Below are 16501 nucleotides of genomic sequence, written 5' to 3' on the forward strand. Positions count from 1 at the left end.
CCCAGATGACCGAGCGGATCGTAAGTTTTGTCATGAGTGGCGGCGTTGGCTCACGGCTGTGGCCGCTGTCGCGCGAGGACAATCCCAAGCAGTTCCATGATTTTTCCGGCGATGGCTCGATGCTGGTCAAGACGTTGCGGCGGCTGACGGCGCGGCCGGATGGTGAAACGCCGGTCTTCCTGATTGCCTCGGAGCGGCACGCCGACCGCGTTCACGCCGATCTCGCCGGCATCGACCTTTCCGGCGGCGGCCCCTTGTTCGAGCCGACCGGCCGCAACACTGCCGCCGCAGTCGCCCTGGCGACGCTGCGCACCCTCTCCGAATTTGGCGACAGCCTGGTGCTGGTGGTGCCGTCAGATCATGAGATCACGACCGCGCAGCAATTCTGGCACAGTGTGGAAAACGGCACCGCGGCGGCGCGTGCCAGCCGGCTGGTGGTATTCGGCATCAAGCCAAGTCAGCCGGAGACCGGCTACGGCTATATCGAGGTCGCCGGCGAGACCGATGGCATCTACGATGTCTCGCGTTTCGTCGAAAAACCGGACCTAGTTACCGCGCGGAGCTATCTGGCGGCCGGCAACTTCTACTGGAACACCGGCATCTTCCTGTTTCGCGCCAGCGCCATGCGCGACGCCTTCACGGCTTTCGAGCCCGAAATCTGGAAGGCCACCGAAAATGCCTATCAGGCGGCGACGTCAGATCTTTCCGGTCTCTATATGCCTCTGGAACTCTACGCCGCCATTCCGTCGACGTCGATCGACTATGCGATCATGGAGCGCGCCAGCCATATCGCCATGGTGCCGGCCGGCTTCCGCTGGAACGATCTCGGTTCCTGGCAATCGCTGCTCGATGTCGGCCCCTCCGACAATGACGGCAATGTCATCGTCGGCGATGTCGTCGCCATCGACTGCGAGAACTCCTACATCCGCAGCGACAGTCGCCTGCTCTCGGCCATTGGCTTGAAGGACGTTGCCATCGTCTCGACCGCCGATGCCACCTTCGTCGCCCCGGTCAGCCGCAGCCAGAACGTCAAGAAGATCGTCGAGCAGCTCGAAAGGAGCGGCCGGCTGGAAACCAGGTTCACGCCCGCCGACGACCGCGTCATCGAAAGCGGCGCCTGGCGCCGTCGTGTGCACCACTGGCTGTTTGAAGAGACGGTGCCGCTATGGTCGACGGTCGGGGTCGATGAGCGCCATGGCGGTTTTCACGAGGCGCTCGGCTTTGACGCCACACCGCTGAAGAAGCCCAAGCGCATGCGCACCATGGCCAGGCAAGTCTACGCCTTCGCTGTCGCCAAGGCGCGCGGCTGGGACGGGCCCGCCGAGCGGTTGATCGGCCACGGCCTCGAATTCATGGCCAGGAACGGCCGCACCGACAATGGCGGCTGGGTGCGCACGCTCAATGTCGACGGCACGGTGGCCGACGCAGCCGAGGATGCCTATGATCATTCCTGCGTGCTGCTGGCGCTGGCGCATGCTCATATGGTCGGCAATCCTGATGCATTGCGGCTTGCCGAAGAAACGTTTTCGTTCCTCGACGCGCATCTCGAGGATCACCGCATGACCGGCTTTCTCGAAACGTCGAGCGGCGTTGGCGAACGCCGTTCCAACCCGCACATGCATCTGCTCGAGGCTTTCCTGGCCTGGCATCAGGCGACTGGCGATCTCGCCTATCTTCGTCGCGCCGCGCGCATCGTCGACCTGTTTCGCAGCCATTTCTTCGATCCTGAAAGCTGGACGCTGGGCGAATATTTCGATGCCGAGTGGAGGCCGGCGGAGGGCGAGAAAGGTGCATGGACGGAACCCGGCCACCATTTCGAATGGGCCTCGCTGCTGGTCGACTTCGCCGGGCGCAGCGGCCAGAGTGACCTGGCCGGCTTTGCCAGAAAGCTCTATGCCTCGGCCATCGCCAACGGCCTCAATCGCGCCACCGGCCTCGCCTATGGCGCCGTCTCGCGGCAAGGCTTGCCGCTCGACCTTGTCTCGCGCAGTTGGCCGCAGGCCGAAGCAATCAAGGCGGCGATTGCACTGGACGGTTCGGGCGGACCTGACCTCAAGCCCGAGATCGAAGCGCGTGTCGGCCGCCTCTTCCGTTGGCACATCAATCCGGCGCCGCTCGGCCTGTGGATAGACCGGATCGACGAGCGAGGCCGCTCGCTGGCGACCGATGTGCCGGCAAGCATCTTTTATCATCTGGTTTGCGCGCTGACCCAATATCTTGACAGCACCGCCAGCGAAGCACGATAGGGCAGTTGACGGAATTTCTTCGATTGAAATGGATGCCAGGCGACGATAAGTCGTCCGAACGTCTCCGCCAGAGGTGATAGATACACGTGCTTGGCCGCGGCGGGAGTGAGGATTTTTGTCGTTCAAGAAGATAAGCTTGCTGGCACTCGTGGCCCTGGCGTTTGCGGTTGGCTTCCTTGCCATTGTCGTGAAAAAAGGGACGCCTGTTCGCCCGCCAAAGCCGCAAGCGGCACTTGAGCCGTTTGACGGCAAGCTCTCCATCCAGGCGGTCGATGATCTTCGCGTCGGCAACCGCAAAATTGTGCTATGCGGCGTTGCGTTTACCAAGCCTCAATCCCTGCGTGCCATCATAACGGACGCGGCGCGCCGGGACTACCAGGGGCTCGCCCTGACTTGCAAGCCGGTCGGCATGGGTACGCCTTGCGACGGCAATGTCGCCTCAAAGTTTGGTGATGCCATCGTTGTACAATGCCTCACGTCCGATGGCGCGGATTTGGCCGCCAAACTTGCCGAGAATGGCATCTTGTGCGGACAGCCGGCGCAGGCCGGTTCGACCTACAAATCTTGCTTATCAGGCTCATAGTTCACGCCGACTGCCCGTCATAAAACGAAAGACAGAATATGCGATAACGCCCACGTTAAACAGAATCGACCACAAGCATTGGCGCGATGCCCCTCAAACGCCACGAAATAAACTTGCCTTTCCGACAATTTCCACAGGGGCCGGCACGAAAATGGTAGATGCATGCGAGTGTGTCCAATGAAACACAGCAGAAACCAAAAATTCACTTCGCACATGCGAAACAGTTGGACTCAAAGCAATAAGCTGTTACGCGCTTGTTCAACATCTTAGTGCCTGGGCGGGGCCGAGGTGCGGCGGAACAAAAAGGATCGAAACGAATGAACCTTACAGTAAAAGTTGCGTTGGCTGGACTTGTCGCCTCGATCGGTTTCGGCCCGGTTTCGTCTTTCGCTCAGGATGCGTCTTGCACCTGCATGACACCCTATCAGGGAGCGGCGAGTTCGATTGGTTCCATCGGGCAGGCCAATGGCGACGTAATGGTTTCGCAAGCCGCCGGCTATGGCCCGGCAAAAGCGGGAAATGCGCTGGATTTCGGCAGCCGCGTGGTTGTCGGTGCCAAGGGGGCGGCCTCTGTTAATGTCGGTGGCTGCAACCTGGATGTGCCTGCGAATTCAAGCCTCGACATTTCTCGTGTCGAGAATAATATCTGCCTGAAAGTTGTGGGCTCCGAGCAGACGGCTGGCGCCGTTAGTTCCGAGCATACGGGTCAGATTCCCCCGGGCGACAACAACCGGTCCAACACTCCGCTCTTTATTTTTGGCGGCATGGCAGGTGCGGCTGGTATCCTTGCTGCAACGCAGGATGACGGCAAAGGCGGCGGCGGCGTCAGCCCTTAAGCCCCCCAGTAGACAATATAGCAGGGCGGGTGACTCCCTCTGCTGTATTGCCGGTGCCGCAGTGCCTTCGCGCACTGGCTGGAGCTGGAGGTGTTGATGGAATTCATTCACCATACCGCTCGCTGTCAGCGAATAGCTTGAATCTGGCATCTGCCGCATCGTATGGACCTGACGAATGCGTCATTCGCTATCGTGCGGGTGGCGCATTTACTTTTTATTCGGGAGAAATCGTCACGTTGCTTCAGTGTGGCCACAAACGTCAATGATCGACCTGCATTCCCATATCTTGCCCGGTCTTGACGACGGCTCGCCCAGTCTTGCTGAATCGCTGGAAATGGCGCGGCTGGCGGTGGCCGATGGAACGACGCATATGGCGTGTACGCCGCATATCGTGCCAGGCATGTACGAAAACGGATCGGCAAATATCGCCCGCGCAGTTCAAGAATTGGAACAGGCGCTGCGCCGCGCCGCAATACCGCTTGCTCTTTACGTTGGCGCCGACGTGCATATAGCGCCGGATCTGCCGGAGCAATTGGCGCTGGGCAGCGTGCCGACCTTGAACAGATCTCGCTATTTTCTATTGGAGCCGCCGCATCACGTCTTGCCGCCCAGGCTGGAAGATTTCGCTCTGCGCCTCATAAACGCCGGGTTCGTTCCGATTCTTACGCATCCTGAGCGGCTGACATGGATCAAGGCAAATTACGAAATTGTCGAGAAATTGAATGCAGTGGGTTGCCTGATTCAACTTACCGCAGACTCGATTGTCGGTGCTTTTGGACGCACGGCGCTTTACTATTCGGAAAAGCTGATTGACGAGGGTAGAGTAGATATTATCGCTTCGGACACCCATGGCGCCACCCGCCGGCGCCCTGGGCTTTCGCAGGCGGTTGCCGTTGCCGCGAAGCGATGTGGGGAAGATGAGGCCCGCAATATGGTGTTGAAACGTCCAGGCGAAATATTGGCGAACCGGCCCTTCGAGCCGGTCGGAAAGGCACGCTCGAAGAAGCCAAGCCCCGGCACCGTCGGTCGCTTTGCAGGATTAGGGCGCATGTTGAAGGGTGGGGCAGCGTAATGGGCGGGTTTCATTTCGCAAAAAATTATGCGGGCGCGATATGTGCCTTGCTCGCTTCGCTCTCGATGTCTGCCTGCACGAGCACCTCGTCGACGACATCATCGTCTTCGCCGACATCGGTTGATGCGCTGCAACTGACGTCATCGTCGGCGCCGCTCTCCGGTGGCGGCGCCCTGCAGGTCGTAAAGGAACTGCCTGGGCCACAGAACAGCCAGAACGGCAACGAGCAGCCCTTGTCGCCTAACGATGTGCTGGAGGTGAATGTGTTCCAGGTCGACAATCTGAACAGAACCGTTCAAGTCGACGCTGGCGGGCAAATTTCGCTTCCACTTATCGGAACCGTCACCGCGGCGGGGAAAACCATCCGTCAGCTGGAGCAGGAAATCGAAACCGCCTACGGCGCCAACTATCTCCAGTCGCCCGACGTGTCGGTTTATGTCAAGGAATCGATCGGACAGCGTATTACCGTCGACGGCGAAGTCGCCAGGGCCGGTATTTTTCCGGTATCGAGCAATTCTTCTCTCATCGATGCGATCGCCCTTGCTGGAGGGTTCAATGCCGTTGGCGATGCGAAAAAGGTCTTTGTCTATCGCAATGTCGGCCAAAATACTCTGGTCGCAAATTACAATGTGGAGCAGATTCGCGCCGGCAAGAGCCGCAATCCACGCATTTATGGTGGCGACAAGATTGTCGTCTTCGCCTCGAAATCGAAAATTGCCATGAACAACCTCAAGGACGCTCTCGGCGTCGCCTCGAGTGCAGCCCGAATTGCTGTAATCCCGTGATTCTAGATCGCAGCCAGTCAGACAAACGTAGGATTACCTCGCGCCATGCTTGATCGTAACAGACAGCATCAAATTGGGGGGCCAGGACATGGCCAAGCCTTGTCTGCTGACCTGTATTATGACGGTGCGCAAAACTATAGCTCGTACGGCCGCGATTACGCGGAGCAGGACGAGGGCTTCAATCCCCTCAAGCTGTTTTTTTACGTTGTTCAGTATCGGTGGCTGATCGTCATGATGGCGGCTGCCGGGCTTGTCGCTGGCGTCGTCGTTACCATGATGCAGACGCCAAAATATCGGGCAACAGCGCAATTGGAAGTGCTGGTTCCTTCCGCCAAGGTCTTCCAGGACATTGAAGTGGTTTCTGAAAACAGCGACCTGCGGGCCTTTCAAACCGCCCGGGAAAAGCTGAAAAGCCGCGCATTGGCCCAGCGCGTGGTTTTCCAACTGGGTCTCAGTGAAAAGCCGGATTTCCTGTTTCCGACGCCGAGCTTTTCGCCTAGCAACATTTTCTATCGTGCATTCGGAATTTCCAAATCGCCCTCCATTGAAGAGAAAACCCCGGAGGAGCGTGAGAAGATTGCGATCAGTCGCGTTCTAAATGACCTCACTGTAAGTTTGGTCACCAACACGAGCCTCTTGTCGATCACATTTGCCGACCAGAAACCGAAGTATGCAAGTGATATAGCGAACCAGGTCGCGCAAAGTTTTATCGATCAACGCCTCGATCAGACCAGCGAAACCTCGGACCTGGCACGGCAATTCATCCAGGAGCAGGTTTTGCAGGTAAAGCAAAAGCTTCAGAAGTCCGAAGAGGAACTCGTCGCCTATGCAAAGGATGCGGGCATCACGATAACCGGCGAAGAAAAATCGCTGATAGGGTCGAATATCGAGACTCTCAACACCGCTCTCGCGACAGCAATCCAGGAACGTCTCGATGCCGGGCGCATGGTGGACCAGATAGACAAGGGCCGCGGATCGAGCCTCGGCCCGGTCCTGGAGAGCGAGGGTCTGCAGAAAATCACCGAGAAGCTGTCGGATTTGACCAGCCAGTACCAGCAGAAGTTGGGCATATTGAAGCCCGGTTTTCCAGAGATGCAGCAGCTTCAGGCGCAGATCAAGGAACTGCAGCGGCTTTATGACAACGGCGTTTTGAATATTACCGATTCACTGAGGCAGAAATACCAGGAGGCTCAGAACAAGGAATCCGACCTTAAGTCAAAACTTGCCGAGATGGAGATGCAGCAAGTCATCTTCAACGATAAAAACATTAAATACACCATCTTGAAACGGGAAGTTGATTCAAACCGCTCGCAATATGATAACCTGATTGCCAAGCTGAACGAAGTTGGCGTCAGCTCCGAGCTCAAGTCTCAAAACGCCGCAATCGTTGATTTCGCGACGCAGCCTGGTAGCCCTTATTCTCCGCGCCTGAGCATCAATCTTGCGATCGCGCTTGGCCTCTTCATGGCTCTGAGCGCGTCAATTATTTACGTGATCGAGCTGTTGAACAACACCTTTACCAATCCCGAGCAGATCGAAAAGGAATTGGGATTGGCGATGCTCGGCATCTTGCCGCTTGTTGATGACCGGGAGTTGATTGCCAGCATCGCCGATCCAAAATCAGGACTGTCCGAGGCCTACCGTTCGCTTCGAACGTCATTGCAGTTCTCTGGCGCCGAAGGCGCGCCGCGGTCGCTGCTGGTCACGAGTTCGGAACCATCCGAGGGCAAGTCGACCACCTCGTTCAAGCTCGGACAGGATTTTGCCGCGCTCGGTGCCAGGGTTCTCATTGTCGACGGCGATCTTCGAAAACCCAATCTTCACCGGCTGTTTGGTCTCGACAACACAATCGGCCTGAGCAACCTCTTGACGAACACCGTCCGCAAGGAGGATCTCGCAAGCATTTTCAGGGCGACGAAATATCCTAATGTGACCGTCCTGACTTCCGGAACGATCCCGCCGAACCCTGCGGACCTGCTCTCTTCACCAAAGATGGCGCTGATCGTTACCAATCTCGGCAAGCGCTTCGATCTTGTCATAATCGATGCCCCGCCGGTCGTCGGCCTTTCAGATGCGCCCATCCTCAGCCGGCTTGCCGAGGGCACATTGATGGTCATTTCTACCAATCAGGTCACGCGCAAGTCGGCGAAGGCGGCGTTGAAGCGCCTGAGAGCCGCCGGCGCGAACGTGGTCGGAGCCGCGATGTCGAAGTTTGCTGTGAACAAGTTCGACTATAACTACGCCTACAAATATATGAATTACCAGTATTACGACTACGGCACGAGTACCCCGAAAATTGAGGGCAAAGTCGATGATGGAGCAGACCAGCCCGCTTATGCGAAATCTCCGGCGTTCAGGCGTTTGGTTCGTCGCATCCGTTCTAGCGTTGGCGGCTTCGTCGATCGGGCTAAGTCGGTTTCTTGAGACCGAAACGCCAACCGTTTCCCTCGCGTTGGATCCGTTGAACGTCAATGCCTTGATAGGCGAGATTACCCACGACCTGAACGATACGAGCAACACTCCCGATTTCGATGCATTACTGGCCAAGGCCGAAGGGGCGCTTCTCTTTGATCTTGCCGACGCACGTCTTTACAGCCTGATCGGCGAGATCAAGTACCGACAGGGTGAAAAAGACCAAGCCTATGAGTTGTTCGATCAAGCTCGAAAATTATCCAAGACCGAAATCCACGCACTTCAGAGGTCGATTGGCCACTCGATTGAAACAGGCGATCTGTCAAAGGCTGTTGGCGAGATCGATATATTGCTGCGGCGCTGGCCGGATCGGTTTCCCGCTGTCGCCGAGGGTCTGCCGACAATCCTCTTCAACCCTGATGGATACCAGGCTGTGCTGGCAGCTATCAAGGCGGAGGCGCCTTGGAGAACCAATCTGTTCGCCACCCTTGGCAGAACTCCCGAAGGGCTTGATCCCGCGAACCGGCTGTTGCTCGATTTGACAGGGTCGGGCGCACCACCAAAATCGAACGAATTGTCCCTCGTGATCAATGGCTATATCAATCAGAAGCAATATGAACCGGCATACCGGTTGTTTCTTTTCAGCCTGTCTGATGAAGAACGGAAGTTAGGAGGGTATGTTTTCAACAGCACCTTTGAACCGGTGCCAAGCGGTAAGCCTTTCGATTGGCAAATTGGCGACCAGCCGGGACTGGAAGTTACATTTGCAGCATCTCGAGATGCAGTCGAAGGTGAGGGTGGGGCGACGGTCCGCTTCTTTAATACGCCGGTCAAGAACGCTGCTCTTCAGCAGTATATTGAATTGCCTCCCGGCTCGTACAAAATTTCTCTGATTGCCTCTGCAAGAAACCTGAAGCTTCCAAAGGAGTTGTTCTGGTCGATCAGATGCGTGGGGTCGGGCGGCGAAATAGCGCGGTTCAATATTCCGGAGGGTACATACAATCGCCAGGCACCCAGTCAGGATTTTTCGGTTGGATCGGCTGGGTGCCCCATGCAATTATTGAAGCTGGAAACTGCCGCCATTGCCGAGAGCTGGCGCTTTCGCTACGTCGGCACGTTGGTGATGCACAAACTGTCCATCGAGAGACTTTCATCTTGAGCGAACGACCCTCGGAATGGGATAAATATCTCCTTGGATCGGTTCTGTTTATAGCGCTGCTGATCGGCGGAGGGACTGCAAGCGGCCTCTATACAGATACGCTGATCGAGGTTGCGGCAATCATCTCGGCGGCGGCGGTCTTTTCACAGAGCTCCGGTCAGAGAATCCCCCGTTCTGTTCTGTGGTTGCTTATCTTTGCTGTGGCATTGGTGATTTTACAAACCATCCCGCTGCCTGCGGCGATATTCAGCGGATTGCGACCGGAGCTGCTGCTCGCAGACTCCGAGCTTGTAGGGGAATCCCAATTTCGTTTCGTCAGTGTCGGCGTTGGACGGACGATCGAATGTCTGTTGTATCTGGTGGCGTTGGCGGCGTTTTTTTTGAGTGTATTGCGTTTGCGTGTCGAGCAGGTCCATGCACTTCTGCCGTTCTTTTTTATGGGTGTTATCTGCAACGGCTTGGCAGGCGCGATTCAATATTCGCTCTCGGATAACATCGCCATCGAGGGATTGTTGCCTTTCACGATCAATGCCGGGCTTTTTGCCAACGAGAATCATTTTGCGGCGTTACTTTTTGTTTCTATCCCCTTCGTCGTTTATTATAGTCTGTTCCGAGGACATCTTTTGTCGGGATCGCTCGGGCTGGCCATACTTTTGCTGCTCCTTTTGGCCGTTGGTTCGCGTGCCGGCGTTCTGATCGGATTGGCCACTACCGTGCTATCCATAGTCTTTATTTCAACGCGTTCCAGGGTGAGTGGGATTGGCATCGTTGCCGTTTTCATAGCACTTTCAGTGTTTACGATAGGCGCATGGACGAAGATCGAGGCCGACGCGATTGATCCAGCTTTCGGGCGAGGAGAGTTTGCTCGCACCACCATTGAGGGGATCAAAGAGAATTGGGCAACGGGCGTTGGATTTGGGAATTTTCAGAAGGCCTATCAGATATACGAAAAGGAAGGAATGATTTATAGCAAGTATGTAAACCACGCCCACAACGAATACCTTGAAATAGCCTTCGAGGGAGGGCTTAATGCAATTATACTGATGGTCTTTTACTTTATGTTACTTGTTGGGGCGCTTATCAACGTTCGCCGAGATCCTCTTCAAAAGGCGGCGTTTCTCTCCGTGTCTTTTCTCCTCATCCATTCACTCGTCGATTATCCCTTGCGGACGGAGGCGCTTGCAATGACATTCGCCTTTATGAACGCCATTATCTTCCACAAAGGATATGCAGACCGTTTAGCCCAGAAGAACGAATTGATCGAGATCGACCATAACGGTGACAAGCTGTTTGTTCCCATCGGAACTTCGCCGTAGCAGACTGTGCATCCGCGACCGACATTTGCCGCAGCTTCATTCGGGTGGCACTGAACTCTTCGGCAAAAAAGCAATCAGATCCTGGTGTCGAATGCGTTGCACACCCCGACGCTCACCGCCACAGAGGTATTCGCACGACAGTTTTGCGTGAGGAGGGCGGGATGAATTTTCTGGTGACCGGAGGGGCCGGGTTTATCGGCTCAGCGGTGTGCCGGCATTTGTGCAGCAATCCGGCCTACCGGGTGACCAATATCGACAAGCTCACCTATGCGGGAAACCTTGCCTCGTTGCGGCCAATCGAGAATGCCCACAACTACAGGTTCGAGTACGCCGATATCTGTGACGACAGGACTATTCTGGAAGTGCTGCATCGTGACGACATTGATATCGTCATGCATCTTGCCGCCGAAAGCCATGTCGACCGGTCGATCGACGGGCCCGCCGCCTTCATCGAAACCAATATCGTCGGCACCTACCGAATGCTCAATTCGGCGCTGGAATATTGGTGCAGACTTCCCGACGAGAAAAAAAGCCGGTTTCGGTTCCACCATGTTTCGACCGACGAAGTGTTCGGTGATCTGCCCTTCGACAGCGGCATTTTCACCGAACAGACGCCCTATGCACCATCTTCTCCCTATTCGGCGTCGAAGGCCGCTTCCGACCACCTGGTGCGAGCATGGCACAACACCTACGGCCTGCCGGTCGTCCTGTCGAACTGCTCGAACAATTACGGTCCGTACCATTTCCCCGAAAAGCTGATCCCGCTCGTCATTCTGAACGCGCTGGACGAAAAACTGTTGCCGGTCTACGGCGCCGGCGCAAACGTGCGCGACTGGCTTTTCGTCGAGGATCATGCGCGTGCCTTGGCGATGGTCGCGACCCAGGGCGCTGTCGGCGAGAGCTACAATGTCGGGGGAGGCGCGGAACGCACCAATCGGGCGGTGGTCGAGGCGATTTGCGACATCCTCGACAACAGGCGGCCGCGATCCGCCGGTCGGCGCTATCGCGATCTCATCACCTTCGTTGCCGACCGCGCGGGCCATGACCGGCGCTACGCAATCGACGCTTCAAAGATCGAGCGCGATCTCGCCTGGACGCCGCGCGAGACCTTCGACAGCGGCCTCGCCAAGACCGTGGACTGGTATCTTCAGAACGAGTGGTGGTGGAGTCCGATCCGCCGCGAGCGCTACGCCGGCGATCGAATGGGGGAAGCGCGGAACGGTGCGGCGTGAGGCTTGTAGTCACTGGATGAGAGGCCTAGCATCAATGTAAAAGGTTGCCGGGCATCTTTGCTAACCAGGGCAATATTTCTTGACGTTCGCAACGCCATCAACCCGGCGAGCAGGAATTTCCGAGTTGTGGTCCCTGCGTGGAAAATTCATTCTCGAACCACTCCCGCGCAGGCCTGTCTTGCATTGTTATAGACAATGGCGATCTGCTAGAACGCCTGCACGAAAAGAACATCGTCCAGAAGTGAAGCTTGGACGGGCCGCTGAAAAATTGCGCCTGATGCATCGATGCAAGATCCGGGCGGCACGAGAGAACGCTTAAAGTCCATGAACATCGCGCTTACGCATCTGCAGCGGCTTGAAGCCGAATCCATCCATATCTTTCGCGAGGTTGCGGCGACCTTCGCCAAGCCGGTCATGCTCTATTCGGTCGGCAAGGATTCCTCCGTGCTGATGCATCTTGCGATGAAGGCGTTTTATCCGGCCAAGCCGCCCTTTCCCTTTCTCCACGTCGACACAACCTGGAAATTCCGCGAGATGATCGCCTTTCGCGATCAGATGGCGCAAAAACTCGGCTTCGATCTCCTGGTCCATGTCAACGGCGACGGTGTGCGCGATAATATCAATCCCTTCGACCATGGCTCGAACACCCATACGCATGTGATGAAGACCGTGGCGCTGCGCCAGGCGCTCGACAAATATGGCTTCGATGCAGCCTTCGGTGGGGCGCGGCGCGACGAGGAGAAATCGCGCGCCAAGGAGCGGATCTTCTCTTTCCGCAATGCCCAGCACGTCTGGGATCCAAAAAACCAGCGGCCGGAGATGTGGAAGATATTCAACACCCGCATCGCGACCGGTGAATCGATCCGGGTCTTTCCGTTATCGAACTGGACCGAACTCGATATCTGGCAGTACATTCTGCAGGAAGACATCCCGATCGTGCCGCTCTATTTCGCCAAGCAGCGGCCGGTCGTCGAACGTGACGGCATGCTCATTCTGAGGGATGACGACCGCATGCAGTTGCGTCCCGGCGAGACGGTGGAGAACCGGCTGGTGAGATTCCGCACGCTCGGCTGCTATCCGCTGACCGGTGCGATCGAATCGGCCGCCGACACGCTGGAGGCCATTGTCGGCGAAATGCTCACGGCGCGCACCTCCGAACGGCAGGGCCGCCTGATCGACCGTGATGAAGCCGGCTCGATGGAAAAGAAAAAGCGCGAGGGGTATTTCTGAGCATGCGCCACAGCACGGCCGAGAGCCTCGCCCCCACCGACGGCATTCGCGATTATCTGGCGGTGCAGGAACAAAAATCGCTGCTGCGCTTCCTGACCTGCGGTTCGGTGGACGACGGCAAGTCGACGCTGATCGGGCGCCTGCTTTCGGACACCAAGCAGATTTTCGAGGACCAGCTTGCCGCGCTCGAGCGTGATTCCCGCAAGCACGGGACGACGGGCGACGACGTCGATTTCGCGCTGCTGGTCGATGGCCTCGAGGCCGAGCGCGAGCAGGGCATCACCATCGATGTCGCCTATCGCTTTTTCGCCACGCCAAAACGCAAATTCATCGTTGCCGATACGCCTGGCCACGAACAATACACGCGCAACATGGCGACGGGCGCGTCGACCGCCGATCTGGCCATCGTTCTGATCGACGCCCGGCAAGGCGTGCTGCGCCAGACAAGGCGCCACTCGATCATTGCCTCGCTCCTGGGCATCCGGCACATCGTGCTCGCCGTCAACAAGATCGATCTCGTCGGCTTCGACAAGGCGGTGTTCGAACGGATCATCGCAGACTACGCGCAGTTCTCACGTGAACTCGGTTTCCAGTCGATCGTGTCCATTCCGATGTCGGCCCGCTATGGCGACAACGTTACGGGCCGTTCCGATAGAACAGAATGGTATTCCGGGCCGACGCTGATCGAACATCTGGAAACCGTATCGGTCAATGAAGCCGTTGTCGAACTGCCGTTCCGTTTTCCGGTGCAGTATGTGAATCGCCCCAATCTCGATTTTCGCGGTTTTGCCGGCACGATTGCGTCCGGCTCCGTCTCACCAGGCGACGAGGTCGTTGTCGCCAAATCCGGCAAGTCCGCTCATGTCAGGCGCATTGTCTCGCATGGCGGCGATCTGAGCCAGGCGGTGGCCGGCCAGGCCATCACCCTAGTTCTCGACGACGAGGTCGAGGTCTCGCGCGGCAACATGCTGGTGTCGCCGGCGGCGCGGCCGCAGGTCGCCGACCAGTTCGCCGCCAACATCGTCTGGTTCGACGAGCACGCACTGCTGCCGGGCCGCTCCTATATCCTGCGGACCGAGACCGATCAGACCAGCGCCACCGTCACCGACCTGAAATACCGCGTCAACGTCAACGATTTTGCCCATGAGGCGGCCAAGTCGCTCGAAATGAACGAGGTCGGCATTTGCAACATCTCGACGCGGGCACCGATCGCCTTCGATATTTTCGCCGAGAACCGCACGACCGGCGCCTTCATCCTGATCGACCGCATCACCAACGCCACGGTCGGCGCCGGCATGATCCTGCATTCGCTGCGCCGCGCCGAGAACATCCACTGGCAATCGCTCGATGTCGGCAAGCACGGCCGCGCCGATCTGAAGAACCAGCGGCCCGCAGTGTTCTGGTTCACCGGGCTCTCTGGCTCGGGCAAGTCGACCATCGCCAACCTTTTCGAGAAGAAGCTGTTCGCCACCGGCCGCCACACCTACATCCTGGATGGCGACAATGTCCGCCACGGGCTCAATCGTGATCTTGGCTTCACCGACGCCGACCGCGTCGAAAACATTCGCCGCGTGGCCGAAGTGGCGCGCCTGATGGCCGATGCCGGGCTGATCGTCATTGTTTCCTTCATTTCGCCATTCAGCGCCGAAAGGCGCATGGCCAGGGAATTGATGGCCAGCGGTGAATTCGTCGAGGTGTTTGTCGACACACCTTTTGAGGAATGCGCCAGACGCGATCCGAAGGGCCTCTATGCGCGGGCGTTGAACGGCGAAATCAAGAATTTCACCGGCGTCGATTCACCGTATGAAGCCCCGGAAAATCCCGAAATCCATCTCAAGACACTCGGCAAGTCGGCCGAGGAGATGGTAGAGGCCCTGGAACTCTGGCTGAACGAGCGCGACATTGCCGAAAACCAATACGATAGCGGCGGCGGCATCTGACGACGAAGCGATGCTCGGGGGGTTCGAGCGCCTTGCCCTGGCGGCGGGGCGAGAGGTGATGCGTGTTTTTGATGCCGGCTGCGCGGTCGATCAGAAATCAGACGCCTCGCCGGTGACCGAAGCCGATCGCGAGAGCGAAAAGATCATTCTCGCCGGGCTGCGCGCCGCCTTCCCCGATATCCCTTGCGTGGCTGAGGAAGAGGCATCGGCCGGCATCGTGCCGCCCGACCTCGATGATGCCTTCTTCCTGGTGGACCCACTCGACGGCACCAAGGAATTCGTCAACCGCAGGACCGACTTCACCGTCAACATCGCGCTCGTTCGCCACGGCGTGCCGGAGATCGGTGTGGTCTTTGCGCCATGCACCGGACGCTTCTTTTCCGGCCGGCCGGGCAGGGCGGAAGCAATCGATGTCAATGGCGATTACCAGATCATCGGCCGTCGGCCGATTTCGGCCAGAACGGGCGTGGCGCCACTGACCGTCGTCGCCAGCCGGTCCCACAATACGCCCGAGACCGAAGCCTATATCCGCACGGTGGGCGCTGCCGAGATCGTCTCGGTCGGCTCGTCGCTGAAATTTTGTCTTGTCGCCAGCGCCGAGGCCGACGTCTATCCGCGCTTCGGCCGCACCATGGAATGGGACACCGCGGCGGGTGACGCGGTGCTGCGCGCCGCAGGCGGGATGACGCGCTCGCTCGATGGTCAGCCGCTGGCCTACGGCAAGCGCAACCAGAGCGATGACGTGGATTTTGCCAATCCGCATTTCATCGCCAGCGGGAAGAGCGCGGGCCAACCTGACGCCGTGCGAGCGCGTCCTCGAAATTGACGGAAGCGCTCCCACAAAATCTTATGCTCTCCTGATGGACGGTTGCCATCGCGTGTTGGCGTTGTTATATTTACGTCTACACGGGGAAATTGGCTAATGCCGCTCAACATTCGCAGTGAAGAGGTAAACGTGCTTGCCGAAAAACTGGCAGCACGCACGCGCTTGAACAAGACGGCTGCCGTGAAGCTGGCCCTGGAGAACGAATTGCGCCGCGCCGAAGAGGCGATCCCACTGTGGGAGCGGCTGAAGCCTTTGCGCGCGAAGATTGCGGCCTATCCGGACACCGGCCTTGCGGCGGACAGGGCGTTTTTCGATGACCTCAGCGGCGACTACTGATGTTCGTCGATGCGTCTGCAATCATCGCCATTATGACGGAAGAGCCTGACGCCGAGAACCTTGCGGCCGCGCTGGATGCCGCACGCTCTCCACGGCCGATCACATCGGTCGTGGCTGCATGGGAGGCGACAGTTGGGCTGTTTCGCAAAAAGCGCATTCCCATGGCAGAAGCTGAAGCGCGCGTGCAGGAGTTCCTTGAAGCGGCCGGGGTCCAGCTTATGGCGATTTCGAGCCGTGAGTTGACCGTCGCGCTGCAAGCCTTCGACCGCTATGGACGGCACCGCTATCCGGACGCTGAACGGAATAGTGCGCTCAATCTTGCCGACTGCTTCCATTATGCCACGGCGAAATCCTACCAGGCGCCGATCCTGACCATCGATGCGGGATTTGCGCTTACCGATGTCACGACTGTGGGTATCAAAACCTGATATTTACGCTGGAGCGCTACCGGCTAGAGCACGTCCCGTGATCGATGAATCGATTGTGATGTGACGACGAGCTTCTCCGGTGATTCAACATCCACCTTGA

Annotated in this window: 15 protein-coding genes; 14 read left to right on the top strand and 1 reads right to left on the bottom strand. The window is 57.8% G+C overall.

Annotated elements, in window-relative coordinates; translation table 11 throughout:
- The first annotated feature begins 5 nt into the window (after positions 1–5).
- The 4 genes from AC0L3H_RS04160 (at position 6) to AC0L3H_RS04175 (ending at position 4737) form a co-directional block, all read left to right on the top strand.
- Positions 6–2246, top strand: a complete 2241-nt coding sequence (locus AC0L3H_RS04160) for an AGE family epimerase/isomerase (protein WP_473584598.1) — start codon at positions 6–8, stop codon at positions 2244–2246.
- A 115-nt stretch (positions 2247–2361) separates the two neighbouring features.
- On the top strand, positions 2362–2829 hold the full coding sequence (locus tag AC0L3H_RS04165) for a hypothetical protein (RefSeq protein ID WP_287191653.1): 468 nt from the start codon (positions 2362–2364) through the stop codon (positions 2827–2829).
- 317 nt (positions 2830–3146) lie between these two features.
- Positions 3147–3665 (top strand): hypothetical protein, encoded by a 519-nt coding sequence (locus tag AC0L3H_RS04170; RefSeq protein ID WP_473584599.1) that lies wholly within the window; start codon positions 3147–3149, stop codon positions 3663–3665.
- A 262-nt stretch (positions 3666–3927) separates the two neighbouring features.
- Entirely contained in the window at positions 3928–4737 is an 810-nt protein-coding gene (locus AC0L3H_RS04175) for a tyrosine-protein phosphatase (RefSeq protein ID WP_473584600.1), read from the top strand.
- 25 nt (positions 4738–4762) lie between these two features.
- Here the strand turns inward: AC0L3H_RS04175 and AC0L3H_RS04180 are convergent, their stop codons facing one another.
- Complete coding sequence (locus AC0L3H_RS04180) at positions 4763–4960, bottom strand: hypothetical protein (protein WP_292544244.1); 198 nt, start codon at positions 4958–4960, stop codon at positions 4763–4765.
- Between the two features lie 40 nt (positions 4961–5000).
- On the opposite strand from AC0L3H_RS04180, the gene AC0L3H_RS04185 reads away from it, so the two are divergent.
- From AC0L3H_RS04185 to AC0L3H_RS04230, 10 genes are all read left to right on the top strand, one after another.
- Positions 5001–5522 (top strand): polysaccharide biosynthesis/export family protein, encoded by a 522-nt coding sequence (locus AC0L3H_RS04185; RefSeq protein WP_473584601.1) that lies wholly within the window; start codon positions 5001–5003, stop codon positions 5520–5522.
- Positions 5523–5567: 45 nt separating this feature from the next.
- On the top strand, positions 5568–7946 hold the full coding sequence (locus AC0L3H_RS04190; RefSeq protein ID WP_473584602.1) for a GumC family protein: 2379 nt from the start codon (positions 5568–5570) through the stop codon (positions 7944–7946).
- Positions 7947–7983: 37 nt separating this feature from the next.
- Positions 7984–9093 (top strand): tetratricopeptide repeat protein, encoded by a 1110-nt coding sequence (locus AC0L3H_RS04195; RefSeq protein ID WP_473584603.1) that lies wholly within the window; start codon positions 7984–7986, stop codon positions 9091–9093.
- The gene (locus AC0L3H_RS04200; protein ID WP_473584604.1) at positions 9090–10409 is read left to right on the top strand and encodes an O-antigen ligase family protein; all 1320 of its coding nucleotides are present in this window, start codon (positions 9090–9092) and stop codon (positions 10407–10409) included. The genes AC0L3H_RS04195 and AC0L3H_RS04200 overlap by 4 nt, the downstream gene beginning before the upstream one ends.
- 161 nt (positions 10410–10570) lie before the next feature.
- Positions 10571–11641 carry a dTDP-glucose 4,6-dehydratase gene (gene rfbB / locus AC0L3H_RS04205; RefSeq protein ID WP_473584605.1) on the top strand — a complete coding sequence of 357 codons (1071 nt, stop codon included), beginning with the start codon at positions 10571–10573 and terminating at the stop codon, positions 11639–11641.
- 324 nt (positions 11642–11965) lie between these two features.
- Positions 11966–12871 carry a sulfate adenylyltransferase subunit CysD gene (cysD, locus tag AC0L3H_RS04210; RefSeq protein ID WP_128172081.1) on the top strand — a complete coding sequence of 302 codons (906 nt, stop codon included), beginning with the start codon at positions 11966–11968 and terminating at the stop codon, positions 12869–12871.
- Between the two features lie 2 nt (positions 12872–12873).
- Positions 12874–14811, top strand: coding sequence for a sulfate adenylyltransferase subunit CysN (cysN, locus tag AC0L3H_RS04215; RefSeq protein WP_473491670.1), 1938 nt, complete (start codon positions 12874–12876; stop codon positions 14809–14811).
- A 10-nt stretch (positions 14812–14821) separates the two neighbouring features.
- A complete protein-coding gene (gene cysQ, locus AC0L3H_RS04220) occupies positions 14822–15637 on the top strand; it encodes a 3'(2'),5'-bisphosphate nucleotidase CysQ (RefSeq protein ID WP_473584622.1) in 816 nt (271 codons plus the stop codon).
- Positions 15638–15733: 96 nt separating this feature from the next.
- On the top strand, positions 15734–15973 hold the full coding sequence (locus AC0L3H_RS04225) for a type II toxin-antitoxin system VapB family antitoxin (RefSeq protein WP_473491668.1): 240 nt from the start codon (positions 15734–15736) through the stop codon (positions 15971–15973).
- Positions 15973–16401, top strand: coding sequence for a type II toxin-antitoxin system VapC family toxin (locus tag AC0L3H_RS04230; protein ID WP_473491667.1), 429 nt, complete (start codon positions 15973–15975; stop codon positions 16399–16401). The genes AC0L3H_RS04225 and AC0L3H_RS04230 overlap by 1 nt, the downstream gene beginning before the upstream one ends.
- Positions 16402–16501 lie beyond the last annotated feature (100 nt).

The sequence above is a fragment of the Mesorhizobium sp. WSM4816 genome, assembly GCF_055811535.1.

Excerpts from the sequence above, each read along its gene's own strand:
- AC0L3H_RS04160 (WP_473584598.1), top strand. The coding sequence starts at position 6 with ATGACCGAGCGGATCGTAAGTTTTGTCATGAGTGGCGGCGTTGGCTCA.
- AC0L3H_RS04170 (WP_473584599.1), top strand. The coding sequence starts at position 3,147 with ATGAACCTTACAGTAAAAGTTGCGTTGGCTGGACTTGTCGCCTCGATC.
- AC0L3H_RS04175 (WP_473584600.1), top strand. The coding sequence starts at position 3,928 with ATGATCGACCTGCATTCCCATATCTTGCCCGGTCTTGACGACGGCTCG.
- AC0L3H_RS04190 (WP_473584602.1), top strand. The coding sequence starts at position 5,568 with ATGCTTGATCGTAACAGACAGCATCAAATTGGGGGGCCAGGACATGGC.
- rfbB (WP_473584605.1), top strand. The coding sequence starts at position 10,571 with ATGAATTTTCTGGTGACCGGAGGGGCCGGGTTTATCGGCTCAGCGGTG.
- cysD (WP_128172081.1), top strand. The coding sequence starts at position 11,966 with ATGAACATCGCGCTTACGCATCTGCAGCGGCTTGAAGCCGAATCCATC.
- cysN (WP_473491670.1), top strand. The coding sequence starts at position 12,874 with ATGCGCCACAGCACGGCCGAGAGCCTCGCCCCCACCGACGGCATTCGC.
- cysQ (WP_473584622.1), top strand. The coding sequence starts at position 14,822 with ATGCTCGGGGGGTTCGAGCGCCTTGCCCTGGCGGCGGGGCGAGAGGTG.
- AC0L3H_RS04225 (WP_473491668.1), top strand. The coding sequence starts at position 15,734 with ATGCCGCTCAACATTCGCAGTGAAGAGGTAAACGTGCTTGCCGAAAAA.
- AC0L3H_RS04230 (WP_473491667.1), top strand. The coding sequence starts at position 15,973 with ATGTTCGTCGATGCGTCTGCAATCATCGCCATTATGACGGAAGAGCCT.